Below are 24,019 nucleotides of genomic sequence, written 5' to 3'. Positions count from 1 at the left end.
CCGGGCTTAGCGGTCGGTCGCCGGTGTCGCGGCCGGGGCGGCTTGCGCCCCGCGCGCGGCGCGTTCGGCGATCGTCGAGCGCTTCGGCGGTTCGGGCTTTTTCTTCGCCGCCAGCGCGGCCTCGTCGCCCAGCGTCTCGCGCGTCACCTGGTCGGCCTCGGCCGAATCATATTCGACCCCCATCATGTCGGCCAGCCGCTGATATTCGGCGCGCTTCTCTGCATTGTGGAGCGTCGTCGCCTTCGCGCGCGCAACCCAGTCGGCGCGAATTTCCTCGACGCTGCGATCCTGGGTCCAGTTTTCGAAATAGATAATCTGCCGCTTGGGCTCTTCGTGCGGGATCAGATATTTGGAAAAGCCATAGAAAATGAAGATCGGCAGCGCCACCGCGACGCCCCAGACCGCCCAGCGGTGCGGGCGCGGCTGACGGATATAGTCCCAGAAATCGGACAGGCCGCCCGTGACATCGACAGTGCTCATCATCTTCATCGCCCCAATTTAGGCGATGTCGCGTCATTTTGCGAGGGGCAGAAGATTGCAGCAGATGATTGCGGTTTGCGAAACGATTGCAAATTTTGCAACTACAGATGTTCATTTCGCAGTTGCACAATTTATGGTGCGCTGCAATAAGACACTTGCCTTTTAGGCATCCTCTCCCAAAACTTTTACGGGCCGCCCTTCGGGGCGGCCCTTTTTTTTCGCCCTCGGCGAATACAGCGAGCAGATCGCTTCCCCCGCCGAAAGCGGCGATTTATGCCTGAATCGGCAGGGTTTTTTCGAATCGCCGCACTTCGGCGATGAAGCTGCCCGGCAACGCAGTCGCGCCGCCGCTGTCGAGGTCGAGGTGGGCATAGCTGATCTCGATATCGGTCAGCCGCTCTTCGCCGCGAAATATCCCGCAATGCAGCGTGAAGCTATCGCGCTCGAAACGGCTGATCCGCGCCGCGATGGTGATCAGCTCATCGAGCCGCGCCGGGCCATGATAATCGATTTCGCAATGCGCTTCGCGAATATCTGTACCATATTGGTGAAAGAAGGCGCCGGGCTGCCCCTCGCCCAGCGCACGAAAATATTCGGTCACCCCGATATCGGCATAGGCCAGATAATGGGCGTTGAAGACGATATTCTGCCCGTCGATCTCGTTGAAGCGCACCCGCACCGTCTCATGAACGCGGAAATCCTCTAGCGGCACATCCCAGTTGGCGCGGTCCATGTTCAGCGCGCCTCAGGCCGCAAGCGCGGCGGGCGCGCGGTCGACCGGCGCGCAGGCGGCGGTGAGCCAGTCGCGGTCGGCCCCCTCCATCCCCGGACCCAGCTTTTCGAGCACCTGGGCATGATAGGCGTCGAGCCAGTCGGCCTCGGCGGGCGACAGCAGCGCGCCTTCGATCAGATTCTGCGCAATCGGCGCGAAGGTGATCGTCTCGAACCCCAGCATATCTTCCTCGGCGCCGTCGATCTTCATCGGCACCACGATCACCAGATTCTCGATCCGGATGCCGAATGCCCCCGCCTTATAATAGCCGGGCTCGTTCGACAGGATCATCCCCGCATGCAGCGCTTCCTCGGTGCCCGCCTGTCCGCCCGCCGGCTTGGCGATGCGCTGCGGCCCTTCATGGACCGCCAGATAGGCGCCGACGCCATGCCCGGTGCCATGGGCATAATCGACCCCGTCGGCCCACAGATATTGGCGCGCGAGAATGTCGAGCTGGCTGCCGCGCGTCCCCTTGGGAAAGCGCGCCATCGCCAGCGCGATATGGCCCTTCAAAACCTGCGTGAAGCGGCGGCGCATTTCGGCGGTCGGCGCGCCGATCGCGATTGTGCGCGTGATGTCGGTGGTGCCGTCGGCATATTGCCCGCCCGAATCGACCAGATAGAGCGTGCCGGTCTCGATCGCGCGGTTGGTGGTCTCGTCGACCTTATAATGCGGCAGCGCGCCGTTCGGCCCTGCGGCCGAAATGGTGTCGAAGCTCAGATCGACGAGTCCGCCGCCTTCCTCGCGGAACTCGCGCAGCTTCGCCGCCGCGCCCAGTTCGTTGAGCCCGCCCTGCGGCGCAACCTTTTCCATCCACTGCAAAAAGCGCGACACCGCGACACCGTCGCGGACATGCGCCGCGCGCGTGCCATTTAATTCGACGTCATTCTTGATCGCCTTGGGCAGCACCGCGGGATCGCGGTGGCGTTCGATCTTGGCACCCGCGGCTTCCAGCGCAGTAAAGATCGCTGCGACCGCACGGTCGGGATCGACCGCAACCTTCTTGTCCTTGAGGCCCGCCAGCGCGGCCTCAAACGCACTACGATCATGGATGCGGACGCTATTGCCCAGATGCGCGCGCACCGCGTCGGTGATTTTTTCGGGCGCGATGAACAGATCGGCGGTCGCATCGGCGTGGAGCAAGGCAAAGGCCAGCCCCACCGGCGTGTGGCTGACGTCCGACCCGCGGATGTTGAAGGTCCATGCAAGCGAATCGAGCGCGGTCATCACCGTCGTGTCGAGCCCCTTCGCCCTCAGCCAGTCGGCGATCCCCGCGCGCTTGTCGACCGCGCTTTGACCGGCGAGCCTGGCGTCATGAACGGCGACCGGCGCGTCGCTCGGCGCCGGCTGGTCGTCCCACGCCGCGTCGAGCGGATTGGCATCGACCGCGACCAGCTGCGCGCCCTTCGCCTTCAGCGCATGGCCAAGCCCGCGCGCCCAGTCGATGCCATGCAGCCATGGGTCGAAGCCGATCTTCTGCCCGGCGCCGACGTTCGTCCCCAGCCATTCGGCGACGCTCGACTGCGGCACGCCGACATAGTCGAACAGCGAGCCGTCGACCTGATCGCGGACCTGCACCGTATAGCGCCCGTCGATAAACACCGCCGCCTTTTCGGGCAGCACCGCCGCGGTCCCCGCCGACCCGCCAAAGCCGGTCAGCCACGCCATGCGCTGCGCATATTCGCCGACATATTCGCTCATATGCTCGTCGCTGATCGGCACGACGAAACCGTCGAGACCCAGCGCCTTCAGCTCGGCGCGCAGGCGGGCGAGGCGTTCGGCGTGGACGGCGCTGGACCGGGGGGTAGACATATGCGCTTCCTTGTTCCTACATCGCGGCGAACCCGCCCATATGGGCGATGCTGCGGGAATATTTTGTGATGCGCACTATTTGGATGTTTTGGGCGGCAATTGCCACCCCGCTTGTCGCATCGCCTGCCCTCTCTGCCCCCGCGCTATCTGCCAAAGAGAAAGACCCCATATTGACCAGCACGACCCCCGCGCAGCCCGCCGCACCGGTTGCCGAGCAGCGCCCGCATCAGACGACCCTGCACGGCAAGACACTTTCCGATCCCTGGCACTGGCTGCGCGACGAAAGCTATCCGGTGATCGATGACAAGGATGTCCTCGACTATGTGAAAGCCGAAAACGCCTATTTCGACGCGGCCATGAAGCCGCACGCCGCGCTGGTGGAAACGCTGTTTCAGGAGATGAAGGGCCGGATCAAGGAAGCCGATTCGAGCGTGCCGCAGAAGGACGGCGACTGGATCTATTGGGTCGAATATGAAGAGGGCGCCGAATATAAGAAATGGTATCGGAGGCCCGCCGCCGGCGGTGACGCCGTCCTGATCCTCGACGAGGTCGCGATGGCAAAGGACAAGGAATATTTCCGCCTGTCCGAACTGTCGATCAGCCCGAACGGCAAGCTGATGGCCTATTCGTTCGACGACAATGGCTCCGAACGCTTCGAGGTGCGCGTGCGCGACCTCGAAACCGGCGCGATGCTGCCCGATGTCATCCCCGGCACTTTGTCGTCGCTGGTGTGGACCGCGGGCAATGATGCGATCCTCTATGGCCTCGCGAACGAGAATTGGCGCACCGACAATGCGCGGCTGCACGTCCTCGGCACCCCGCTCAGCGACGACAAATTGCTCTACCAGGAACCCGACATCGGTTTCGGGGTCGGGATCGGCAAGACCGCCGACGACAAATGGATCGTCATTGCGACCGGCGACAATGAAACGAGCGAGGTGCGCCTGCTCCCCGCCGACAATCCGCTCGCTAAACCCGTCATGGTGTCGCCGCGCCAGAAAGGCCGCGAATATAGCGTCGATGTCCGCGAGAAGACGCTCTACATCCACACCAACGACGATCACGCCAATTTCCGCGTCGCAACTGCCAGCCTCGCCAAGCCCGATGCGTGGACGACGCTGATCCCCGGCTCCGATTCGACCTACATCACCGGCCTCGCGATCTTCCGCGACTATTTCGTCCTCGAAACGCGCGAAAACGGTCTCGATCAGGTCGATCTGCGCCACTATAACGCGCCGCTGACCGCAGGCCGGATCCCGTTCCCCGAGGCGACTTATGTCGCGGGGCTCGGCGACAATCCCGAATATCATCAGGACAAGCTCCGCCTCGACTATGAATCGATGGTCACCCCCGACACCGTCTATGATTATGATATCGCAACCGGAAAGCTCGAAACGCTGAAGGTGCAGGAAATCCCTTCGGGTTATGACGCCTCGCAATATGTAACCGAACTGGTAAATATCGAAGCCCGCGACGGGACGATGGTTCCGACCTCGCTCGTCTATAAAAAGGGCACCCCGCGCGACGGCAGCGCGCCGATGCACCTTTATGTCTATGGCAGCTACGGCTACCGCGTCCCGCCGGGCTTCTCGACGACGCGGCTCAGCCTCGTCGATCGCGGGATGATCTATGCGATCGCGCATGTCCGTGGCGGCGACGACCTCGGCCGCGCCTGGTATCTCGCGGGCAAGACCACCCAGCGCAAAAACAGCTTCAACGATTTCGTCGACGTCGCCAAAGGCCTGATCGCGCAGAAATATACCAGCGCGGGCAAGATTGCGATCGAGGGTCGCTCGGCCGGCGGACAGGTGATGGGCGCGGTCTATAACGAAGCCCCCGAACTATGGGGCGCGGTGCTCGCAGGCGTGCCCTTCGTCGACGTCATCAACACGATGGTCGACGAAACGCTGCCGCTGACCCCGGGCGAATGGCCCGAATGGGGCAATCCGGTCACCGACAAGGCGGCGTTCGACTATATGCTGTCGTACAGCCCCTACGACAATGTCACCGCAAAAGCCTATCCGCCGATGCTGGTGTCGGCCGGGCTCAACGACCCACGCGTCACCTATTGGGAACCCGCCAAATGGGTCGCCAAGCTCCGCGCCACCCGCACCAACGACGCGACGCTGCTGCTGCGCACCAATATGGGCGCGGGCCACGCCGGGAAATCGGGCCGCTGGAGCGCCTTGCGCGAGGATGCCGAGGAGTTTGCCTTCGTGCTGACACAACTGGGGGTGGAGAAGTAAGCCCCGGGTTCCATTCACGAAAATCTAACCACTGACAGCTAGCCTCCGTTCCATCGAACGGGGGTTAGCATGTCATTTCGAACCTGGCTTTTTACAGCCCTTCTGGCGGTCCCGCTCATCAGCCTCTCAATGGCGGCGCTCAATCGGGCGATAAATTATACGCCGGTGATGGCGGCGGCGACCGGCGTCGAGGCCATATGCTACCTCTATGCGGAGGAGGACGGCCTGCTTTCCAAAACGACCATGACGAGTGAGAGCCTCCCTTGCGACAAGGCCGAAAAGTTGCAGGCAAGCCACCCCGCCTATCGCGACCGGACGGTAAAGGGCGATATGAAAATATCATTCGAATATGTCTCGCCGGCCGACAACCGGCAGCACAGCGGAACGCTCATCTATAGCTATGAGCGATATAGACCCCTGATGACATTGGAATATGGCGCCAATCTTCCGATTCTGGCGCATGAAACCGATCCGGAAAAGGTCATGCAGGACCTCGATTCGCTCGCCTAGGCAGCATCACAAGCGCGCACGGCCGAAGCCGCTTGCAGCGCCGGGGCTCGGCTAAATATCCTCGCCGAGCTGCTCCAGCCACGCCTTGGCCTGCTTGGGCTCACCCGGAGCGTTCGACCGGACCGGCCCGCGCGACGCCTCAAAATCTTCGTGCAGCGCAAAGGGCTCGAGGCCGAGCTGGTCGCGCAACTGGTCGATTTCCGCGCCGCGGTCGCACAAATCGGTGACGACCGGCGCCCATTTGGCCTGCATCGCGCGGTCCTTCGTGTGCCCGAACAGCCCCCACGAGCCAGCCGCGGTCTTGCGCAAGGCATCGAGCAGAGCGAGCCGATACTCGGCTTCCAGCTCTTCACGGCGGCCGTCGAGGCGCTCGAGGCGATCGGCCCGGCTCATCCCGCCACCAAATATCCGCGCGCGACCAGTTCGCGCTCCAGCGTCGCCGCATCGCGGAACTGGTGCCCACCAATGCCCTGTGATTCGGCGCCCGCGACATTCGCCGCGACATCGTCGATGAACAGCGCGCCCGCAGGGTCGATGCCGAATCGTTCGATCGCGAGGCGGTAGATGGCGGGGTCGGGCTTCATCATCTTCTCGGTGCCCGAGACAATGATATCCTGAAAGCGGTCAAAGATCGGCTGGGTCGGGCGAAAGCCCTCCCAAAATTCATGCCCGAAATTGGTGATCGCGAACAAGGCAACGCCCGCCGCGTCGAGTCGCTCGACCAGCTCAAGGCTGCCGGGGACCGGGCCGGGGATGGTTTCGTTGAACCGCGTCGCATAGGCGTCAATCAACGCGCCGTGCTGCGGAAATTCGGCTTTGCGCTCGGGCAGCATCTCGGCAAGCGGGCGCCCGGCGTCGTGCTGGAAATGCCATTGGGGCGTGACGACATGCGTCACAAATGCTTCCAACTCGTCCGAATCGGCAATCAGCTTGGAAAAGAGAAAGCGCAGGTCCCAGTCGAAGAGGACACGGCCGACATCGAAGATCACGCTGCGGCTGATCATAGGGACTCCACGCACGCGAAAGCGCCGCCGGAAGCATCCGACGGCGTAACGCTGGTCATCAAAAGCAAACGGGGTGAAGCCACCCCGCGCCGGAGCATCAGCCCTGGCGCGCCTTGAAACGGCGATTGGTCTTGTTGATCACATAGGTCCGGCCGCGACGACGGATCACGCGGTTGTCACGATGGCGGTCCTTCAGCGACTTCAGGCTGTTGCGAATCTTCATGGTCTCTATCCGATAATTTGGCGCTTGTACGCGAAGCGGCGCAACTATGGCGATGGCGGTGAAATGTCAACCGCCGCCCGGCACAAAATCCCCATATTTCCCGTTCGCATCGAGCGAAGTCGAGATGCCCTTCAGCGTGGCGCTACCCCGATGGGTGTCTCGACTTCGCTCGACACGAACGGAACAAGGACTGCGCTACCCCGCCAGCGCCTTTTGCCGCCGCCGCTGCACCGACGAACCATAACCCATCGCCTCGCGATATTTGACCACCGTGCGCCGCGCGATGTCGTGCCCCTCGCCCGACAATTTCTGCGCGATCACTTCGTCGGAGAGGATCGCCTTTGGATCTTCGGCCTCGATCATCGCCTTGATCCGGCTCTTGATCGATTCGGACGACACCGCGCCATCGCCCGCGGTCGCCGAAATTCCGCTCGAAAAGAAATATTTCAGCTCGAACAGCCCGCGCGCGCACGACAGATATTTGTTGCTGGTGACGCGGCTGACGGTCGATTCGTGCATGCCGATTTCCTCGGCGACCTGCCGCAGCGTCAGCGGGCGCATATGCGCGACGCCGTGGAGAAAGAAACCTTCCTGCTGCTTGACGATCGCGCTGGCGACCTTGACGATCGTGCGCTGGCGCTGGTCGAGCGCGCGCACCAGCCAGTTGGCCCCTGCAAGCTGTTCGGACAGCCACGCCTTGTTCTTCGCCGCCGCCCCCTTGGCCAGTTCGGCATGGTAGCGGCGATTGACGAGCAGGCGCGGCAGCGTGCCGCTGTTGATCTCGACCACCCAGCCCTTTGCCGTCTGGCGGATATACAGGTCGGGGACGACCGCCTGTACCGCATCGCCACCGAATCGCAGGCCGGGCTTGGGATCATAGCTGCGCAGCTCGCGAATCATGTCGGCGAGATCCTCGTCATCGACCCCGCAGATGCGCTTGAGCTGCGGAAAGGCGCCCTTGGCGACAAGGTCGAGATGCGCGATCATCGTCGCCATCGCGGGATCGTAGCGGTCGGCCTCGCGCGCCTGAATCGCGATACATTCGGCAAGGTCGCGCCCGCCGACTCCCGAGGGATCGAAACATTGCACCTCCGCCAGCACAGCCTCAACCAGCGCGAGCGGCACGCCGAGCCGCTGCGCCAGTTCGGTGAGGTCGGCGCGCAAATATCCCGTCTCGTCGATCAGCGCGACGAGTTGCTCGGCGACCATCGCCTCGAGCCCGCCGAAGCGCTCGCCGACCTGTGCCAGCAAATGGCCGTGGAGCGTCTCGTCGGCGCCCGCAAAGCTGTCGAAGTCGATGCCTTCGCTGTCCGCACCCGACAGGCCGACGCTGTCGCTCGCGCTGTCGTGGTGAAAGCTTTCGGCCGCGAGATCGACGTCGAGGTCATTCGCAGTACCCGCGTCCGCCGCCAGCGCCTGATCGGCCTCGAGCGATGCCGCTTCGGCCACTGGCGCGTCGCCGCCGGGCTCGCCTTCCGGATCGCCGGCGCTGCCATCATTGTCACCCGACGCCGTGTCGAGCAGCGGATTCCCCTCCAGCGCCTCGGCCAGATAGGCTTCGAGTTCGAGATTCGACAGCGCAAGCAGTTTGATCGCCTGCTGCAACTGCGGCGTCATCACCAGCGATTGCGACTGGCGTAAATCCAGACGGGGTCCCAACGCCATAGCGCGTCAGCGTGTCACAGGGAGAAACCCTCGCCGAGGTAGAGGCGGCGCACCTCGGGGTCGGCGACAAGCTCTTCCGGCGAACCGGCGAGCAGCACCTTGCCGTCATAGATGATGCACGCGCGATCGACGAGGTCGAGCGTTTCGCGGACATTATGGTCGGTGATCAGCACCCCGATGCCGCGCGTCTTCAGATCGACGACAAGGTCACGAATGTCGCTGATCGACAGGGGGTCGATCCCGGCAAAGGGTTCGTCGAGCAGCATGATCGACGGATTGGCCGCGAGCGCGCGGGCGATTTCGGCGCGGCGTCGTTCGCCGCCCGACAGCGCCATCGCCGCCGAATCGCGCAGCCGTGCGAGGCCGAATTCGTCGAGCAATTCCTCGAGCCGCCGTTCGCGCGACACCTTGTCGGGTTCGCTGAGTTCGAGCACCGCGCTGATATTCTGTTCGACCGTCATGCCGCGAAAGATCGAGGTTTCCTGGGGCAGATAGCCCAGCCCCAGAATGGCGCGGCGGTACATCGGCAGCGACGTGATGTCTGCGCCGTCGAGCATGATGCGCCCGGCGTCGGGCTTCACCAGCCCCATGATCGAATAGAAACAGGTCGTCTTGCCCGCGCCATTGGGGCCGAGCAGGCCGACGACCTCGCCCTTGCCCACCGACAGCGACACGTCCGACAGGACGACGCGCTTGTCATAGCTTTTGGCGATCGACACCACCGCAAGGCCATTGCCCGCCGCCGCGTCCAGCTGGACATGCGCCCGATGCTCGGCGACGCCATGATCGCCGTCGGGAGCAAGCGGTGCCAGGGTCGGTTCGTCGGTCATAAACTCGTCGCTTCCTGTGAAGGCCTGTGCGGGCGTTACCCGAGGAGCGCGCCGAACGTCAATCTGGCAAGATATTTGCAGGGCGGCTTTTGCCTCCCCTCCCGCGAGCGGGAGGGGAGAAATACTCAATGCCCCGCCTGCGGTCCGCGCGCGATCCCCGACAGGGCAAGCTGTTCGTCGATCGCGGCGAGCAGCCGCGCTAGCGCCGCCTCATCCGTCGCCTCGGCGCGCGCGACGAGCACATCCTGCGTGTTCGACGCGCGGAGCAGCCACCAGCCATCATCGGTCAGAACCCGCGCACCATCGGTGCGGTCGATATTCGCCCCCGCTGCCGCGAGCCGGTCCAGAACTTCCTCCACAATGGCGAATTTGCGTACCTCATCGACCTGGAAGCGCAGCTCGGGCGTGTTGACCATCGGCGCCATTTCGCCGCGCAATCGGGTGACGCTCTTGCCGAGCTTCGCCGCCGCCTCGATCAGCCGCACCGCAGCATAGGGCGCATCGTCATAACCATAATAGCGGTCGGCGAAGAAGATATGGCCGCTCATCTCGCCCGCCAGCGGGCTTCCAACCTCTTTCATCTTCGCCTTGATCAGGCTGTGGCCGGTTTTCCACATCACCGGGTGGCCGCCCAGTTCAGCGACGCGGTCGAACAGCGCCTGGCTCGCCTTCACATCGGCGATGATCGTCGCGCCGGGCATGTCGGCGAGCAGCGCGGCGGCATAGATTTGCAGCAGCTGGTCGCCCCAGATCACCCGGCCCTCGCCGTCGATCGCGCCGATCCGGTCGCCGTCTCCATCGAAAGCGACGCCAAAATCGAGGCTCTTTTCCGCGACCAGCGCCTTCAGGTCGGCCAGATTCTTCTCTTCGGTGGGATCGGGATGGTGGTTCGGGAAATGGCCGTCGATATCGGTGTAGAGAAGGAAATGCTCACCGGGCAGCTTCGCGGTCAGCTTCTCGATGACGGTGCCCGCGGCCCCATTGCCGGCATCCCAGCCGATGCGCAGCGCTTCGCCGGCGAAGCCCTCGACCAGCCGGTCGACATAGGCGTCGATGATGTCGATGCTCTCCGACGATCCCTTTCCGCTGTCCCAGTCGCCGGCGGCGGCCATGGTGCCGATCGCCTGAATGTCGGCGCCAAAGAAAGGACGCCCCTGAAACACCATCTTGAAGCCATTATAGTCGGGGGGGTTGTGGCTGCCGGTTATCTGTATGCCGCCATCGACCTCTTCGGTTGACGCCGCATAATAGAGCATCGGGGTCGGTCCGAGGCCGACGTTCAGCGCGTCGACGCCCGCGGCATTAATGCCTTCGATCAGCGCGTCGCACAGCATCGGCGACGACAGCCGCCCGTCATACCCCACCGCAACGCGCTTTCCGCCCGCGCGGCGCACCATCGTCGCAAAGCTGCGCCCGATCGCATAGGCGTCGGCTGCCGACAGCGTGTCGCCGACAACGCCGCGAATGTCATATTCGCGCAGCATCGTCGGGTGGAAAACATGCGTCATATAAGGTCTCGCTGATGGGGAGAGAAAAGTCAGGCGGCGGCGAACAAATCGCCGTCGGGGTGCATCCGCTCGCGCGCCGGCAGGTTGAGCCCGCCCATTGCTTCGCGCAATTCCTGCCGCGCGACGACATGGCCAATCCCCATGCCGCCCAGATGCGCCTTGTCGAGCAGGGTGAGCCCGGCCGGGAAAAGCTCGCGATAGATGACGCGTTCGCCCAGCCCCGGGATGACGCGAAAGCCGACGCGGCGCGACAGCTGGGTCAGCGCCTCGCCGACGCGGCGCATATTATGCGCGTCGACATGCTGGAGGCGGTTGCGCAGGATGATCCAGTCGATCGTCCGCCCATCGGTCTTGGCGCGCGCCTTGCGCGTGTCCCAGATCAGTTCGGAATAAAAGCTCGGACGCACGACCTGAAAAGTCTCGGGATCGACCTGCCCGATCAGGTCGAAATCGATGAAACTGTCGTTGATCGGGGTGACCAGCGTGTCGGCGCTCGTCGCCATGTGGCGCGCGAACACATCGTCGCGGCCCGGCGTGTCGGCGATCAGATAGTCGGCATTTTCGCTCAGCCGCGCGACCTGTTCGTCGAGTTCTTCGATCGTCGAGCCTTCGAACACTTCGAAATGCGGGGTCGGCAGCTTGATCTCGCGGCGCTGTTCGGTGTTTTTGCGATTTTCGAGATAGCGGTGAAAGGTGCGCTGGCGCGGGTCGAGATCGATCCCCGCGACGCGCCATCCCTGGCTGGCGAGCGCGACCGCGAAATGGACGGCGCAAGTCGATTTGCCGGTCCCGCCCTTTTCATTGGCGAAGATGATCCGGTGCGGTGGGGGCTTCGTCGCGGAATTCGTCATGGGGCGTTGCGATTTTCCTGTCAGCGGCGCATGGCGTGCGCGTGGGTGGTGCATGGGCGCCGCCAATATCGGAGGCCGGGCAAGGGTGCAAATCATCCGTGATATTGCCACGCTTCATCGCGCCGTCGCGGCGCTGAAGCAGGGCGGCAAAAGCGTGGCACTGGTGCCCACCATGGGCGCGCTCCACGAAGGTCATATTTCGCTCGTTCGCATGGGGCGGCGCGTCGCCGACCATGTCGTCGCGTCGATCTTCGTCAACCCGACCCAGTTCGGCCCGAACGAGGATTTCGCCGCCTACCCGCGCGACGAAGCCCGCGACGCCGGGATGCTGGTCGAAGAGGGCGTCGCCCTGCTGTGGGCGCCCGATGTCGGCGTCATGTATCCGGCGGGCCACGCCACGCATATCGAGGTCGCCGAACTCGGCGCCGATTATTGCGGCGCCGCGCGCCCCGGCCATTTTGACGGCGTCGCGACCGTCGTCGCCAAATTGTTCAATCAGGTCCGCCCCGATATCGCGATATTCGGCGAAAAGGACTGGCAGCAGCTCGCGATCATCCGCCGCATGGCGCGCGACCTCGATTTCGATATCGACATATTGGGCGCCCCGATCGCGCGCGCCGACGACGGCCTCGCGCTGTCGTCGCGCAACGCCTATCTGTCGCCCGAACAGCGCAAGGCAGCGGTCAGCTTTCCCAAGGCGCTTCAGACCGCCGCCGCCGCGCTGGCGAACGGCGACGACATGTATGAAACGCTGGCGAAGGCCGAAGCCGCGATCATCGCCGGCGGGTTCGACAGCGTCGATTATATCGCGCTCGCCGATGCCGACAGCCTCGAACAGCTCGCCACCTTTCGCGCCTCGGCGCGCCTGCTCGCGGCGGCACGAATGGGCAAAACGCGGCTGATCGACAATTATCCCGTGGGCTGACCGCGACGAAAAGTGGCAGTTTTCCAGTCAGTTCGTCATTTATCCCCAAGAAATTCGCATCATCGTTAACGCTTTGTTGACCATGAACGTCAAGGATTGGCCCCGAAAGCTTCCATGTGGGGTGGAAGTGACAGGGGGTTATCATGGCGAACAGTCTGAAGTCTGCCCAATATCTGATCGAAAGCCGGCTGCTCGATGCCGCCCGCGGCGATGCAGGCGCCTATTTCGATCTCGGGATCGCTTTTTCGACCGGCACCGGCGGGGTCGATGTCGACCTGATCCAGGCGCATAAATGGTTCAATCTGGCCGCGCTCGGCGGCAATGTCGAAGGCCAGAAGTGCCGTGCCGACCTGTCCGACGAAATGTCGCGCGACGAGATTTCCGAAGCCCAGCGTCAGGCGCGCGCCTGGCTCGATGCAACCGCGCGCCGCCCCGCGGCCCGGCGGTTTGCGGCCTGAGGATTTTCAGGCGCTCACACGCGTCGTCATGCCGGACTTGATCCGGCATCCATTGCGACGACGACGGCATGGACCCCGGATCAAGTCCGGGGTGACGAAGCAGGCCGGGGCAGTTAATCCTTCCGCCGAAACGGCATATGCCCTTCCAGCCACTCCATTTCCTGCGCTTCGGCCGCGCGCTCGCGTTCCAGAAACTCCGCCACCGCACGCCGGAACCCCGGGTCGGCGATGAAATGCGCCGACCAGGTCGCGACGGGGCCATAGCCGCGCGCAAGCTTGTGCCCGCCCTGCGCGCCCGCCTCGACCCGCGCCAGACCGCGTTCGATCGCAATATCGATCGCGCGATAATAGCATAATTCGAAATGCAGATAGGGAATGTCGGTCAGGCAGCCCCAATAGCGGCCATAGAGCGTATCGGCGCCGACGAAGTGCATCGCCCCCGCAACCGCGCGCTCTGCATCGTCATAGGCGATCAACAGGATGACCCGATCGGCCATGCGCGCACCGATCAGGTCGAACGCCTCGCGGGTCAGATAGGGCTGGCCCCATTTGCGCGCGCCGGTGTCCTGATAGAAAAGCCACATCGCATCCCAATGATCGGGACCGATCGCATCGCCGGTCAATTCCTCGACCCGCAACCCTGCAACCGCCCGCGCGCGCTCCTTGCGCAACTGCTTGCGCCGCGCCGAGGTCAGCGTCGCCAGAAAAGCCTCGAAATCGGCATAGCCGCTGTTCGCAAAATGAAACTGGACGTCGCGGCGGACGAGCCAGCCCGCATCCTCGAACAAGACCATCTGCTCGGGCGCAACGAAGGTCGCATGCGCCGACGACAGCCCATTCTGCCGCACCACCGCCTCGGCGGCACGGATCAAAAGCCGCGCACCATCCTCATCCTTCGCGAGCAGGCGCGGCCCCGGCACCGGGGTAAAGGGCGCCGCGATCTGCAGCTTAGGATAATAGTCGCCGCCTGCGCGCGCCCACGCATCGGCCCAGCCCTGGTCGAACACATATTCGCCCTGGCTGTGCGACTTGAGATAGGCAGGCGCCGCCGCAACCAGCGCGCCATGCTCATCCTCGACGAGCAAAGGCGCTGCCTGCCAGCCGGTACCCGGCCCGACGCTGCCCGACGCTTCGAGCAGCGACAGGAAATCATGGCTCACAAACGGATTGGCACCGTCGTGAAGTGCGTCCCACGCCGCAGCATCAATCTCGCCTACCCCGGTGCCGAGCGAGATCGTCCGCGCGGGCGGGTCGGCTTCGGCCATCAGGCGATTATACCCGACGCACCGCGACGATCGCGTCGACCTCGACTGCCGCGCCGAGCGGCAGCACCGCAACGCCGACCGCGCTGCGCGCATGGCGGCCGACGTCGCCGAACAGCGATTCCATCAGTTCGGACGCGCCATTCGCGACCTTGGGCTGCGCGGTGAAATCGGGCGCGCTGCTGATGAAGACGCCCAGCTTGACGATCTTCTCGACCCGCGACCAATCGCCACCCACGGCCTTGCCGATCTGGGCAACGAGCATCAGCGCGCAGCGGCGCGCGGCATCATAGCCCGACGCCTCGTCCATGTCGGCGCCGAGTCGGCCAGTGACGACCGCGCCGTCACGGAAGGGCAATTGCCCGCTGATATGGAGCAGCCCGCCCACTTCGACGACGGGGACATAGGCGGCGACCGGCGCCGCAGGCTGAGGCAGTTCGAGGCCGAGTTCGGCGAGTTTGGCGGCGATATCCATGGGATCAGTCCTTTTCTGCGAGCGCGGGGGAGGGCGCGGGAATATTTTCGGCGAGGCGCGCGAGAATCCAGTCGCGTGCTTCGGTCCAGTCGTCGATTCGCGCATGGGCGTGCCGTGCGGGCGCAATCTTGTCGGCAATCGCGGGCTCACCGACCAGATGAAGCCGCCATACGTCGGGCGCCTCCTGCGCCACCGACGTATGATGCCCCGGAAGATCGTCGATGAACACCGCAACCGAAGGTTTATATTCCTCGATCAGCCGGCGCACCGGTTCGCCCTTGCCGCCGCGGCTGCCGATCACCGGAGCATGAAAATCATGAAGCGCAAGCTGTTCGACCCGCGCCGCCTGATGTTCGGGGCCGACATTGGTCAGCACAACGATATCGGCCTGTGCGCCAATCGCCGCCATTGCAGTCAGGGCACCCGCGATCGGATATTGCCGCCCCATTTCCTTGCGGAAGAAGGCATCGAGCAGCGGCCAGACCTCGGACGCCTCCAGCGGCGTGCCGCACTCCTTGCGCTTGAGCGCCCCGGCAAAGCTTGCATCCTCGATGCGAAACAGCACACCATGTTCGGCGTCGACCCATTCGGCGAAGGGCACGACCATGTGCATCAGCACCTCGTCGCAGTCGGTGATCACCAGCGGGCGGTTCATGCGTCCATTCCTTCCAGCCCCTCAAGGCGATGCGCCGCGGCGGCGAGTTGTTCGGGTTTGACCTGCAACGCGGCGGCGCAGGCAATCAGATCGCTTTCATGCGCCGTCAGGAACGACAGGATCGCCGCCAGCGTCGCGCGCTCGCCCAGCGACGCCCGCAATTCATCGGGCGCGAGCCCGGTGAGCGCGAGCAATCGTTCGGCGCGCGGCTCATCGGCCAATATCCATCCGAGCGCACCAAGCGCCAGCGCCGCATCATCGTCGTGCAAAGCATTTGTCCCTTCGCCGGGAGGCAATTGTGTCATGGCGCCGATTCGCCTAAACGGACCGCGGACGCAAGCGGGGAAAGCGTAAAACATGGGCAAGACCATATTGGTCGTCGAAGATAATGAGCTTAACCTGCGCCTGTTTTGCGACTTGCTCAATGCCCATGGCTATAGCGCCCATCCGGTGCGCGACGGCCGCGATGCGCTGGCAAAAGCGCGCGAGGTGTCGCCCGACCTCATCATCATGGACATCCAGCTGCCGCATGTCAGCGGGCTTGAACTGATCGGCCAGATGAAGGCCGATCCGACCCTGCGCGCCGTCCCCATCATGGCGGTGACCGCCTATGCCGGCAAAGGCGACGAGGAACAGATTCGCGCCGCGGGGGCCGAAGCCTATGTCTCGAAACCGATTTCGGTGATCAAATTCATCGAGAGCGTCGGGGTTTTCGCCTGAGCGCGCGGAAGGTCGCCCTGTGTTTCTTGTCTTTCTGGCCGCGCTGACGGCGCCATCCGAACCCCCGCCCGCCATTCGGGTCGGGACATACAGCTACCCCCGTTATGACCGCAAAGTTGCGCTCGGCCCGCTCGCACGGATGATCGCGCGCATCTCCGGACGGCCGGCGCAAATCCTGCTTCTCGACACCCCCGATGCGCTCGCCGATGCGATGTGCAACGGCGATGTCGATGTCGCGATGACCAACCTTGGCGCGTTCGTGAAGATTCGCGAATGCCCGAAGGTCAGCGCGGTCGCGGTGCTCGATACACCCGCGCCGGTGCTGGAACGATATCGCGGCGTCCTGCTGTCGCGCCGCGATGTCGGCGTTGCGGACCTCATGGAACTCAAGACCCGCGCCGGTGGGCTGCGCTACAGCGAAGTGCTTCCGGGCTCCACATCCGGCGCGCTGGTTCAGGCCGATGCGCTGCGGTCGATCGGTGCGCACGCCGCGCCCTTCATGGCCCGGCGCCACGCGGGAACGCATGAGGCGGTGCTGGAGGATCTGCTGGCGGGGCGCGCCGATGTCGGGGCGCTCGCCGAAGAACCCTGGCACAAGCTGCAGGCCGACAATCCCGCAGGCGCCGCGCGCCTTGCCTTGCTGTGGCGATCCGCCCCGCTTCCGCCGGGGCCTGTGGTTTGCCGGGCGAGCGCGATCGTCGATTGCGACGCTATCCGGTCGGAACTGCTCGGTCCGGCCGGCGCGGAAGCCGCAGCCGCGCTGTCACTGGGCTGGACCGAAACCGCCGGGGCGACCCGCTTTCAGGCTTTCGACCCGGCGCGTTACGACCTGTTCAAGGCGCAGTAGGCGCGGTTACGCCGCGCAGGCGCCGCCGTCGCCTCGCGACTATGCGCGCGGCCGCTTCCACGGCGCGGCATAGTGAATGGCCACAGCGGCGGCTGACGCGCCGGTCATGACGGCCCAGGCGCGGCTGAGCCAGTTCGATTCGGGATTCTGGTTCATCGTCAATCTCCTTGCGTCCGGGCCGCCTTTGGGGGGGGAGGGAGGGCGGCCCGGACGACGCACATCTACGCCGGAAGAAATGGCTATTGGCGCCAAAATTGCGCATGATTGTGACCAATTTTCGCGCTATATGCGAAATCATGCGAAAAATGATCGACCTCGACAGTTTCGACCGCCGCCTGCTCGACGAGGTGCGCCACGACAATCTCCAGCCCGCGCGCGTGCTGGCGGAAAAGGTCGGGCTGTCTCTGTCCGCCGTGCTGCGCCGCCTGCGCCGCCTGCGCGAAGAAAAGGTGATCGTCGCCGACATCGCGGTGGTCAATCCGGCGCTGACCGGATCGGCGCTCACCATGCATGTGCTGATCCAGATGCAGCAGGCGGGCCCGCAAACCATGGACAGCTTCGCACGCGAGATCGTCCGCCATCCCGAAATCACGGCCGCGTGGGACGTGACCGGCGACGATGATTTCCTGCTGAAGGTTCAGGTTGGATCGATGGAGGAATATGATGTCTTCACGCGCCGCGCGCTCGGCGAGGACAAGGGCGTCCATTCGTTCAAGACGCTCATCACGATCCGCAACATCATCGAGAATGAGCTGGCGCGGCGTCCGCTGCGCGATCGCTGACCGCGAGCTCCCCGTGGAAGCGGCGGCGATGGCCGCCTTCGATCGAAACGCGACATTATTTTCTCGTCACCCCGGGCTTGACCCGGGGTCCCGCTTTGTCATCGCTTCGATGGGTGGTCAGATCAAGGAGCGGGACCCCGGATCAAGTCCGGGGCGACGAAGGGAGGAGCGGCAAAATCCGCGCCTCTTCTCCACGCTCGACATTTCCAACGCGCACGAAAAAGGGCGGCGCAAAAGGCCGCCCCGGATCCCGGCTTTCGCCGGGATGATACATGTCCGTCCCGCGCGCCTTTCAGCGCACGGGGCGATGCATCACTTGATCTTCGATTCCTTGAACTCGACATGCTTGCGCACGACGGGGTCATATTTGCGCACGGCCATCTTCTCGGTCATCGTGCGGGGATTCTTTTTCGTCACATAGAAAAAGCCCGTGTCAGCGGTGCTCACCAGCTTGATCTTGACGGTCGTCGGCTTGGCCATGGCCCTGTTCCTCGAAATATTGGCACATCTGCCGCCGGGCGGCCTATGCGGCGGGACCAGGGCCCCGACTGCTTGTGATGAAAACATATAAGGGCCGCGCATGTGGCGCCGCCCCCGATATCCCGGCGCCTTTGGCGGGATTCGCCCTTTCTGTCAAGCGAAAGGCGTGGGCCGCGACCTTTGGCTGACGGCGCTAGCCGCCCGCCATAATCGCGTTCAGCCGTTGCGAATCTGGAAACGGACGGTCATCGTCTTCCAGCTATCTTCGGCGACGCCCCCGCGCGTCGCGGGCTTGAAGCGCCATTTGGCCAGCGCGCGCAGCTTTGTCTCCTCGAAGAACCCCTGACTGTCGCTACTCACCAGCTCGACCGCCTTCACCCGGCCGTCGGTACCGATCAGCACGCGAACCTTCGCCATGCCTTCAATCTCGCGCCGCTGTTCGCTCGCCGGATAATCGGGCTGGAACAACCCGGCAAAGCGCGGGTCGAGTTGTGCAAGGACCAGCGGCGGTGTAGGTGGCGGCGCGGGCTCGGCGGTCGGCCCTCCCGTGCCGGTTCCCGTCGGCGGGACATAGGGCAGTAGCGGCGGCGCGTCGGGCGGATTCTCGGCCAGCGGCGGCAGGATCGTCTCGGGCGCCGTAAAATGCGTCTCCACCTGCTTGGCCTGTGGCTTGGCATCGGGCCGGGGCTCGGGCGGTGTGGGCTTGGAAAGCGGGAATGACTTCCACGGCGTCGGCTCGGATTGCGGCGCACGCTCGATGATCATCGGCGACAGCGCCACCGCGACGACCAGCGCGACAGGAAGGCCGATCGCCAGCGTCGCCGCTAGCGGTCGATGCCCGCCGCCCGAATCATAGGAACCGCGCCGCAAAGGCATCGCCGCACCAACCGGTGCGGTCACCGTCTCGGGCGTCGCGACGATCGCCGAAATCAGGGGTATCAGGGTCATGGCCTCTCTCCTTGCCTAACGACCCGGCCGCGCCACCTTCCGACTGCGGCTATCGACCAAGTCAGGCGTAAGAGATATTATAACATCACCAATATTGTCAAGCGCCAGAGTCGGCAAATCCGGCACATCCCAAAAAGCGCCTTTTAGCTGGCCGAAAGCCGCGCCACCGCCTGATCCTTGGCGATCAGCGGCAGCAGTTCGCCCATGTCGGGCCCATGGTCACGCCCGGTCAGCGCGCGGCGCAGCGGCAGGAACAGCGCGCGGCCCTTGGCGCCGGTCGCCTCCTTCACCGCACCGGTCAGCGCGTGCCAGGGGTCGGCATCCCAGTCGATGCCGGGCGCGGCAGCGGCTGCGGCGGCAAGCACCGGCCGGTCGGCGTCATCGGCGGGCGGCGCGTCAAACGGACCGTCGAACACCGCCACCCACTCGGCGGCTTCGGCGACCGTCATCAGATTCGGGCGAATCGCATGCCAGCGCGCTTCGCCGATCGCGGCGGGTAGGCGATCGGCGACCGCCGCATGATCGGTATGGTGGAGGATCTTCTGGTTGAGCAGCGCCAGCTCACCCTCGTCGAATCGCGCCGGGGCGCGGCCGAAGCGCGCAAAGTCGATGCTTTCGATCAGCGGTTCCAGCGACGTCACCGGCTCGACCGGATCACTCGTCCCCAGCCGCGCAAGCAGGGCCGCGAGCGCGATCGGTTCGATCCCCGCCTCGCGCAGCCCGTCCATGCCGAGCGAGCCCAGCCGCTTCGACAATTTACCCTCGGTCCCGACGAGCAGCGCCTCATGCGCAAAGGCCGGAGGCGTAGCGCCCAAGGCTTCGAACATCTGGATCTGCGTCGCGGTATTCGACACATGATCCTCACCGCGCACGACATGGGTGATCGCCATATCAATATCGTCGATCACGCTCGGCAGCAGATAGAGCCAGCTGCCATCGGCGCGGCGCACCACCGGATCGGACATGGTTTTGGGCTCGAAATGCTGATCACCGCGCACCATGTCGGCCCACGCGATCGGCGCATCATGATCGAGGCGGAAACGCCAGTGCGGCGCGACCCCCTCGGGGACCGGCGCATCGGCGGGCTTGCGCTCGTAAACCGGGGGCAGCCCGCGCGAGAGCAAGATCTTGCGCCGGATATCGAGTTCCTCGGGGGTCTCGTAACAGGCATAGACCCGACCCGCCGCCTTCAGCTTCGCAAACTCGCCCTCATACAGGGCAAAGCGCGCCGACTGGCGCTCCTCGCCATCGATATCGAACCCCAGCCACGCGAGGTCGGCGCGGATCGCATCGACATATTCCTCTTTCGACCGTTCCAGATCGGTGTCGTCGATCCGCAGCAGGAAGCGCCCGCCATGCTTGCGCGCCCACATCCAATTGTGGAGCGCGGTGCGGACATTGCCGACGTGAAGGGTGCCGGTCGGCGACGGAGCGAAACGGGTAATGACGGTCATGGCGCGCCTATAACCGCATAATGCACCGCCGTCAGTTGTCTTCCTCGATCTTTCGGTTCTGGACGATGTGTGCAGCCCAGCGCAGCACCATACCGACAACCGAGAGCGCCGCGCCGGCGATAATGGCGCCGACCAACGCGCGATCCGCATCGGGCGCGGGCCAAGCGACCCACGCAAGCAATGCCACGCTGATGATCGACAGCGCATAACCGACACCCGTGAGCCAGTTCGCCACGCCCCTATGCCGTCCGAAACCCGTGCGTAATCGGATAGCGCCGGTCGCGCCCGAAGTTGCGCGTCGACAATTTGACCCCCGGCGGCGCCTGACGGCGCTTATACTCGGCGAGCATCAGCAAGCGTTCGATCCGCACCACCGCGTCGCGATCGAAGCCATATTTCGCAACGACATCATCGACGCTCGCCTCCTCTTCGACCAGCATATGCAGCATCCGGTCCAGATCGGCATAGGGCGGCAGGCTGTCCTCATCCTTCTGGTCGGGGCGCAGCTCGGCGCTCGGCGGCTTGGTGATGATGCTATCGGGCATCACCGGGGTCACCGGATTGCGCGACAGGCGCGGGACATTCTCGTTGCGCCATTTCGAAACCGCGAACACCGTCAGCTTATACGCGTCCTTCAGCGGATTATAGCCGCCCGCCATGTCGCCATAGATGGTCGCATAGCCGACGCTCATCTCGCTCTTGTTGCCGGTGGTCAGCAACATCGGCCCGAACTTGTTCGACAGCGCCATCAGGGTCACGCCGCGGATGCGCGACTGGACATTTTCCTCGGTGATATCGACGTCTTTGTCGGCAAAGCTGCCCGCGAGCATCGCGTCGAACGCCTCGACCGCCGGCGAAATCGCGATGGTGTCGAGCCTGCACCCGATCATCTGCGCGCAGCCCGCCGCATCATCAAGACTCGCCTGGCTGGTGAAGCGGCTCGGCATCATCACGCACCACACCTTGTCGGGGCCGAGCGCATCGGCGGCGATCGCGGCGCAGATCGCCGAATCAATCCCGCCCGACAGGCCCAGCACGACGCCGGGAAAGCGGTTGCGCTCGACATAGTCGCGCAGGCTGATGACCATCGCGCTGTAAATATCGGCGGGATGCGCCTCCCATTCGGCGATCGCGCCGCTGTCGCACGCCCAGCCGTTCGGACCTTTGCTCCAACGGGTAACGCGCTCCTCCGCCTCCCAATCGACCAGCCGGTGCGCCGCACGGCCGTCGGCGTTGAGCACGAACGAACAGCCGTCGAATACCAGCTCGTCCTGCCCGCCGATGCGGTTCAAAAAGATCAGCGGCAGGCCGGTTTCGGCGACGCGCCCCGCGAACACCTGCGTCAGCCGCCGCTCGTCCTTGTCGATCTCATAGGGACTGCCGTTGACCGAGATCAGCAGTTCGGCGCCCTGATCGGCGAGATGGCGGGACACCGTCGGCAACCAGCCATCCTCACAGATCGGCAAGCCCAGCTTCACCCCGCGCCACGCAACGATATCGGGAAGCGGCCCCGGCGCGAACACGCGCTTTTCGTCGAAGGTGCCGTAATTGGGCAGCTCATGCTTCCGCCGCGTCGCGACGATTTCGCCGCCGTCGAGCAATGCGACGATATTATAGAGCGCATCACCTTCCCGCTCGACCGACCCGACGAGCATCGCGGGTCCGCCATCGGCGGTGTCCGCCGCCAGCTCAGCGAGCATCGTCGCCGCGCGCTCCGCCAAGGCGGGCTTGAGCACCAGATCCTCGGGCGGATAGCCGATCAGCTGCAGCTCGGGATAGAGGATCAGGTCAGCGCCCTGATGCCGCGCACGGATCGCGCGCATCGCATCGGCATTGGCGGCAAGGTCGCCGACGACCTGCGTCATCTGGGCAAGGACGATGGTAAGCTTTTGGGTCATGCCATGCGGTTTAGGACGAACCACCCGGAATTCAACCGCCGACCCGTTGGGTCGTCCGTTATGGGGTGGGAAGCGGACACGACGTGAGCTACGCCATGCAACCGATGTTGAGGGAACGCATGAGCGAAACGAAGCTAAACGGAGCAGAGAAACGAGCGCGCCGCGAACTCGGAAAACTGTTTGATGCGGCGTGGAAACGGGAAGCAAAGGCTGCTGGCTGGGGCTACCTTAAACCGACTTCGTTCAAGCGGATTGACGATTGGTTCGTTTATCTGGATCCAGAAATTTCAACTGAACGAAACAGTTCAAAGATCTCTGCCGCGGTCAAGCCGTTTGCTATTGATGACCTGATGAGCCGTATTCTCGGCTTCGAAGGATTGGATGGGACACCTTTGTCCCTCCGCGCTCGTGGGCCGCACTGTTTGGTCGTTCCAATGTTCAGTAGCTCGATCGAAGGCGATCTTAATCGTATGATCGAGCTTGCCACAGAATTTTCAAAGACGATGCCGGTTCGCGTCGAAGGGTTAACGCTGGCGGATTTCGCCGATTTTTCCGCGGCGCCCGCCGGACATGTGTCGGCCGAGCAAGTCGCGGCATTAATTTTAGCCGGGGAAGAAGAAGAGGCCGCCAAGCTTTGCGATCTAGCGATTGCTATAAAGCAATGGGGTGGCCCCGCTCGCACTACCGCCGACGGGAAAATCGTAAGTTTCTTTCATTTTGCACGCCAGTGGATTGATGAGCATAGGGATGCGTAAGTCCGTGGCACCAATGTCAACAATCGGTCGTTTCCTGCCGTTCGTCACCCCGGACCTGATCCGGGGTCCAGCGAGGTTGGCGCAAAGGGATCCCGGATCAAGTCCGGGATGACGAGGAGGGAGAGGTCGCCCTTGTCTCGTTACAAGCCTCCCGTTCCCCGGCGAAAGCCGGGGCCCAGTGAGTTACCGCGCAAGCGTCGGTCTCATGACGCTCTGGCCCCCGGCTTTCGCCGGGGAACGCTTCCTTTCGGTCGTTAGCGTCCCTCATCCTTTGTCATCCCCGCGAACGCGGGGACCCAGCGTAAACGCAAAAAACGGCGCGGCAGTGCCGTATCGCAGCCTCGCAACTGGGTTCCCGCGTTCGCCGGAATGACAAAGGGGATGGGCCAGCGGAACGAAACAGGACCACCACCACGCAAAAACCGCTTTCCTACATTGTACCTATATGGTTCATTCTGT

The 24,019-nt window shown here is 64.0% G+C and carries 27 protein-coding genes; 8 read left to right on the top strand and 19 right to left on the bottom strand.

What is annotated here, in order from left to right; genetic code table 11:
* Positions 1–6: 6 nt before the first annotated feature.
* The 3 genes from CDQ91_RS15890 to CDQ91_RS15880 form a co-directional block, all read right to left on the bottom strand.
* Positions 7–483 carry a hypothetical protein gene (locus CDQ91_RS15890; RefSeq protein WP_088473733.1) on the bottom strand — a complete coding sequence of 159 codons (477 nt, stop codon included), beginning with the start codon at positions 481–483 and terminating at the stop codon, positions 7–9.
* Positions 484–751: 268 nt separating this feature from the next.
* Positions 752–1,213 carry an acyl-CoA thioesterase gene (locus CDQ91_RS15885; protein WP_088473695.1) on the bottom strand — a complete coding sequence of 154 codons (462 nt, stop codon included), beginning with the start codon at positions 1,211–1,213 and terminating at the stop codon, positions 752–754.
* 12 nt (positions 1,214–1,225) lie between these two features.
* On the bottom strand, positions 1,226–3,064 hold the full coding sequence (locus tag CDQ91_RS15880) for an aminopeptidase P family protein (RefSeq protein ID WP_088473694.1): 1,839 nt from the start codon (positions 3,062–3,064) through the stop codon (positions 1,226–1,228).
* Between the two features lie 83 nt (positions 3,065–3,147).
* On the opposite strand from CDQ91_RS15880, the gene CDQ91_RS15875 reads away from it, so the two are divergent.
* Together CDQ91_RS15875 and CDQ91_RS15870 are read left to right on the top strand one after the other, a co-directional pair.
* On the top strand, positions 3,148–5,310 hold the full coding sequence (locus tag CDQ91_RS15875) for a S9 family peptidase (protein WP_174688519.1): 2,163 nt from the start codon (positions 3,148–3,150) through the stop codon (positions 5,308–5,310).
* 69 nt (positions 5,311–5,379) lie between these two features.
* Positions 5,380–5,820 (top strand): hypothetical protein, encoded by a 441-nt coding sequence (locus CDQ91_RS15870; RefSeq protein WP_144036796.1) that lies wholly within the window; start codon positions 5,380–5,382, stop codon positions 5,818–5,820.
* A 51-nt stretch (positions 5,821–5,871) separates the two neighbouring features.
* Here the strand turns inward: CDQ91_RS15870 and CDQ91_RS15865 are convergent, their stop codons facing one another.
* The 7 genes from CDQ91_RS15865 to CDQ91_RS15835 form a co-directional block, all read right to left on the bottom strand.
* On the bottom strand, positions 5,872–6,213 hold the full coding sequence (locus CDQ91_RS15865; RefSeq protein WP_088473692.1) for a hypothetical protein: 342 nt from the start codon (positions 6,211–6,213) through the stop codon (positions 5,872–5,874).
* Positions 6,210–6,824, bottom strand: a complete 615-nt coding sequence (locus tag CDQ91_RS15860; RefSeq protein ID WP_088473691.1) for an HAD family hydrolase — start codon at positions 6,822–6,824, stop codon at positions 6,210–6,212. Before CDQ91_RS15860 ends, CDQ91_RS15865 begins: the two co-directional genes overlap by 4 nt.
* A 97-nt stretch (positions 6,825–6,921) precedes the next feature.
* On the bottom strand, positions 6,922–7,047 hold the full coding sequence (gene ykgO, locus CDQ91_RS15855; RefSeq protein WP_003046794.1) for a type B 50S ribosomal protein L36: 126 nt from the start codon (positions 7,045–7,047) through the stop codon (positions 6,922–6,924).
* Positions 7,048–7,242: 195 nt separating this feature from the next.
* Complete coding sequence (gene rpoN, locus CDQ91_RS15850; RefSeq protein WP_088473690.1) at positions 7,243–8,712, bottom strand: RNA polymerase factor sigma-54; 1,470 nt, start codon at positions 8,710–8,712, stop codon at positions 7,243–7,245.
* Between the two features lie 14 nt (positions 8,713–8,726).
* On the bottom strand, positions 8,727–9,542 hold the full coding sequence (gene lptB / locus CDQ91_RS15845) for an LPS export ABC transporter ATP-binding protein (RefSeq protein ID WP_174688515.1): 816 nt from the start codon (positions 9,540–9,542) through the stop codon (positions 8,727–8,729).
* A gap of 125 nt (positions 9,543–9,667) precedes the next feature.
* The gene (gene pgmG / locus CDQ91_RS15840; RefSeq protein WP_088473689.1) at positions 9,668–11,050 is read right to left on the bottom strand and encodes a phosphoglucomutase/phosphomannomutase PgmG; all 1,383 of its coding nucleotides are present in this window, start codon (positions 11,048–11,050) and stop codon (positions 9,668–9,670) included.
* A gap of 29 nt (positions 11,051–11,079) precedes the next feature.
* The gene (locus tag CDQ91_RS15835) at positions 11,080–11,901 is read right to left on the bottom strand and encodes a division plane positioning ATPase MipZ (RefSeq protein WP_088473688.1); all 822 of its coding nucleotides are present in this window, start codon (positions 11,899–11,901) and stop codon (positions 11,080–11,082) included.
* A gap of 85 nt (positions 11,902–11,986) precedes the next feature.
* On the opposite strand from CDQ91_RS15835, the gene panC reads away from it, so the two are divergent.
* A complete protein-coding gene (gene panC / locus CDQ91_RS15830) occupies positions 11,987–12,826 on the top strand; it encodes a pantoate--beta-alanine ligase (RefSeq protein WP_088473730.1) in 840 nt (279 codons plus the stop codon).
* A 143-nt stretch (positions 12,827–12,969) separates the two neighbouring features.
* On the top strand, positions 12,970–13,284 hold the full coding sequence (locus CDQ91_RS15825; protein WP_088473687.1) for an SEL1-like repeat protein: 315 nt from the start codon (positions 12,970–12,972) through the stop codon (positions 13,282–13,284).
* Positions 13,285–13,397: 113 nt separating this feature from the next.
* Here the strand turns inward: CDQ91_RS15825 and CDQ91_RS15820 are convergent, their stop codons facing one another.
* From CDQ91_RS15820 to CDQ91_RS15805, 4 genes are read right to left on the bottom strand one after another with little or no spacing between them, the layout of a single operon-like run.
* Positions 13,398–14,549 (bottom strand): GNAT family N-acetyltransferase, encoded by a 1,152-nt coding sequence (locus CDQ91_RS15820; protein ID WP_088473686.1) that lies wholly within the window; start codon positions 14,547–14,549, stop codon positions 13,398–13,400.
* 7 nt (positions 14,550–14,556) lie between these two features.
* Positions 14,557–15,021: a RidA family protein gene (locus CDQ91_RS15815; protein ID WP_088473685.1), complete on the bottom strand. Its 465-nt coding sequence runs from the start codon at positions 15,019–15,021 to the stop codon at positions 14,557–14,559.
* 4 nt (positions 15,022–15,025) lie between these two features.
* Positions 15,026–15,676 carry an HAD family hydrolase gene (locus CDQ91_RS15810; RefSeq protein ID WP_088473684.1) on the bottom strand — a complete coding sequence of 217 codons (651 nt, stop codon included), beginning with the start codon at positions 15,674–15,676 and terminating at the stop codon, positions 15,026–15,028.
* Complete coding sequence (locus CDQ91_RS15805; protein ID WP_088473683.1) at positions 15,673–15,981, bottom strand: DUF3572 family protein; 309 nt, start codon at positions 15,979–15,981, stop codon at positions 15,673–15,675. Before CDQ91_RS15805 ends, CDQ91_RS15810 begins: the two co-directional genes overlap by 4 nt.
* Positions 15,982–16,033: 52 nt before the next feature.
* On the opposite strand from CDQ91_RS15805, the gene CDQ91_RS15800 reads away from it, so the two are divergent.
* From CDQ91_RS15800 to CDQ91_RS15790, 3 genes are all read left to right on the top strand, one after another.
* On the top strand, positions 16,034–16,396 hold the full coding sequence (locus CDQ91_RS15800; protein WP_088473682.1) for a response regulator: 363 nt from the start codon (positions 16,034–16,036) through the stop codon (positions 16,394–16,396).
* A gap of 19 nt (positions 16,397–16,415) precedes the next feature.
* The gene (locus tag CDQ91_RS15795; RefSeq protein WP_088473681.1) at positions 16,416–17,243 is read left to right on the top strand and encodes a phosphate/phosphite/phosphonate ABC transporter substrate-binding protein; all 828 of its coding nucleotides are present in this window, start codon (positions 16,416–16,418) and stop codon (positions 17,241–17,243) included.
* A gap of 296 nt (positions 17,244–17,539) precedes the next feature.
* Positions 17,540–18,025: an Lrp/AsnC family transcriptional regulator gene (locus CDQ91_RS15790; RefSeq protein WP_088473729.1), complete on the top strand. Its 486-nt coding sequence runs from the start codon at positions 17,540–17,542 to the stop codon at positions 18,023–18,025.
* Between the two features lie 312 nt (positions 18,026–18,337).
* Here the strand turns inward: CDQ91_RS15790 and rpmG are convergent, their stop codons facing one another.
* The 5 genes from rpmG to CDQ91_RS15765 form a co-directional block, all read right to left on the bottom strand.
* On the bottom strand, positions 18,338–18,505 hold the full coding sequence (rpmG, locus tag CDQ91_RS15785; RefSeq protein ID WP_088473680.1) for a 50S ribosomal protein L33: 168 nt from the start codon (positions 18,503–18,505) through the stop codon (positions 18,338–18,340).
* Positions 18,506–18,721: 216 nt separating this feature from the next.
* Positions 18,722–19,453, bottom strand: a complete 732-nt coding sequence (locus CDQ91_RS15780; RefSeq protein WP_088473679.1) for an energy transducer TonB — start codon at positions 19,451–19,453, stop codon at positions 18,722–18,724.
* A 143-nt stretch (positions 19,454–19,596) separates the two neighbouring features.
* On the bottom strand, positions 19,597–20,907 hold the full coding sequence (gene gltX, locus CDQ91_RS15775; RefSeq protein ID WP_088473678.1) for a glutamate--tRNA ligase: 1,311 nt from the start codon (positions 20,905–20,907) through the stop codon (positions 19,597–19,599).
* Positions 20,908–20,938: 31 nt separating this feature from the next.
* Entirely contained in the window at positions 20,939–21,142 is a 204-nt protein-coding gene (locus CDQ91_RS15770) for a hypothetical protein (RefSeq protein WP_088473677.1), read from the bottom strand.
* A 4-nt stretch (positions 21,143–21,146) separates the two neighbouring features.
* On the bottom strand, positions 21,147–22,805 hold the full coding sequence (locus tag CDQ91_RS15765; protein WP_088473676.1) for an NAD+ synthase: 1,659 nt from the start codon (positions 22,803–22,805) through the stop codon (positions 21,147–21,149).
* Between the two features lie 119 nt (positions 22,806–22,924).
* Between CDQ91_RS15765 and CDQ91_RS15760 the strand changes: the two genes are divergently transcribed.
* Complete coding sequence (locus tag CDQ91_RS15760) at positions 22,925–23,560, top strand: hypothetical protein (RefSeq protein WP_144036795.1); 636 nt, start codon at positions 22,925–22,927, stop codon at positions 23,558–23,560.
* Positions 23,561–24,019: the final 459 nt, after the last annotated feature.

The organism is Sphingopyxis witflariensis, assembly GCF_002205635.1.
In the GTDB taxonomy this organism is placed as follows: domain Bacteria; phylum Pseudomonadota; class Alphaproteobacteria; order Sphingomonadales; family Sphingomonadaceae; genus Sphingopyxis; species Sphingopyxis witflariensis.
The sequence above is the reverse complement of the archived record's forward strand: the minus strand, read 5'-3'. Positions and strand labels throughout refer to the sequence as shown.

Bases quoted from the DNA above. Each gene is read 5' to 3' on its own strand.
- CDQ91_RS15890 (WP_088473733.1), bottom strand. From the start codon at position 483: ATGATGAGCACTGTCGATGTCACGGGCGGCCTGTCCGATTTCTGGGAC.
- CDQ91_RS15885 (WP_088473695.1), bottom strand. From the start codon at position 1,213: ATGGACCGCGCCAACTGGGATGTGCCGCTAGAGGATTTCCGCGTTCAT.
- CDQ91_RS15880 (WP_088473694.1), bottom strand. From the start codon at position 3,064: ATGTCTACCCCCCGGTCCAGCGCCGTCCACGCCGAACGCCTCGCCCGC.
- CDQ91_RS15875 (WP_174688519.1), top strand. From the start codon at position 3,148: ATGTTTTGGGCGGCAATTGCCACCCCGCTTGTCGCATCGCCTGCCCTC.
- CDQ91_RS15870 (WP_144036796.1), top strand. From the start codon at position 5,380: ATGTCATTTCGAACCTGGCTTTTTACAGCCCTTCTGGCGGTCCCGCTC.
- CDQ91_RS15865 (WP_088473692.1), bottom strand. From the start codon at position 6,213: ATGAGCCGGGCCGATCGCCTCGAGCGCCTCGACGGCCGCCGTGAAGAG.
- CDQ91_RS15860 (WP_088473691.1), bottom strand. From the start codon at position 6,824: ATGATCAGCCGCAGCGTGATCTTCGATGTCGGCCGTGTCCTCTTCGAC.
- ykgO (WP_003046794.1), bottom strand. From the start codon at position 7,047: ATGAAGATTCGCAACAGCCTGAAGTCGCTGAAGGACCGCCATCGTGAC.
- rpoN (WP_088473690.1), bottom strand. From the start codon at position 8,712: ATGGCGTTGGGACCCCGTCTGGATTTACGCCAGTCGCAATCGCTGGTG.
- lptB (WP_174688515.1), bottom strand. From the start codon at position 9,542: ATGACCGACGAACCGACCCTGGCACCGCTTGCTCCCGACGGCGATCAT.
- pgmG (WP_088473689.1), bottom strand. From the start codon at position 11,050: ATGACGCATGTTTTCCACCCGACGATGCTGCGCGAATATGACATTCGC.
- CDQ91_RS15835 (WP_088473688.1), bottom strand. From the start codon at position 11,901: ATGACGAATTCCGCGACGAAGCCCCCACCGCACCGGATCATCTTCGCC.
- CDQ91_RS15825 (WP_088473687.1), top strand. From the start codon at position 12,970: ATGGCGAACAGTCTGAAGTCTGCCCAATATCTGATCGAAAGCCGGCTG.
- CDQ91_RS15820 (WP_088473686.1), bottom strand. From the start codon at position 14,549: ATGGCCGAAGCCGACCCGCCCGCGCGGACGATCTCGCTCGGCACCGGG.
- CDQ91_RS15815 (WP_088473685.1), bottom strand. From the start codon at position 15,021: ATGGATATCGCCGCCAAACTCGCCGAACTCGGCCTCGAACTGCCTCAG.
- CDQ91_RS15810 (WP_088473684.1), bottom strand. From the start codon at position 15,676: ATGAACCGCCCGCTGGTGATCACCGACTGCGACGAGGTGCTGATGCAC.
- CDQ91_RS15805 (WP_088473683.1), bottom strand. From the start codon at position 15,981: ATGACACAATTGCCTCCCGGCGAAGGGACAAATGCTTTGCACGACGAT.
- CDQ91_RS15800 (WP_088473682.1), top strand. From the start codon at position 16,034: ATGGGCAAGACCATATTGGTCGTCGAAGATAATGAGCTTAACCTGCGC.
- CDQ91_RS15790 (WP_088473729.1), top strand. From the start codon at position 17,540: ATGCGAAAAATGATCGACCTCGACAGTTTCGACCGCCGCCTGCTCGAC.
- rpmG (WP_088473680.1), bottom strand. From the start codon at position 18,505: ATGGCCAAGCCGACGACCGTCAAGATCAAGCTGGTGAGCACCGCTGAC.
- CDQ91_RS15780 (WP_088473679.1), bottom strand. From the start codon at position 19,453: ATGACCCTGATACCCCTGATTTCGGCGATCGTCGCGACGCCCGAGACG.
- gltX (WP_088473678.1), bottom strand. From the start codon at position 20,907: ATGACCGTCATTACCCGTTTCGCTCCGTCGCCGACCGGCACCCTTCAC.
- CDQ91_RS15765 (WP_088473676.1), bottom strand. From the start codon at position 22,805: ATGACCCAAAAGCTTACCATCGTCCTTGCCCAGATGACGCAGGTCGTC.
- CDQ91_RS15760 (WP_144036795.1), top strand. From the start codon at position 22,925: ATGAGCGAAACGAAGCTAAACGGAGCAGAGAAACGAGCGCGCCGCGAA.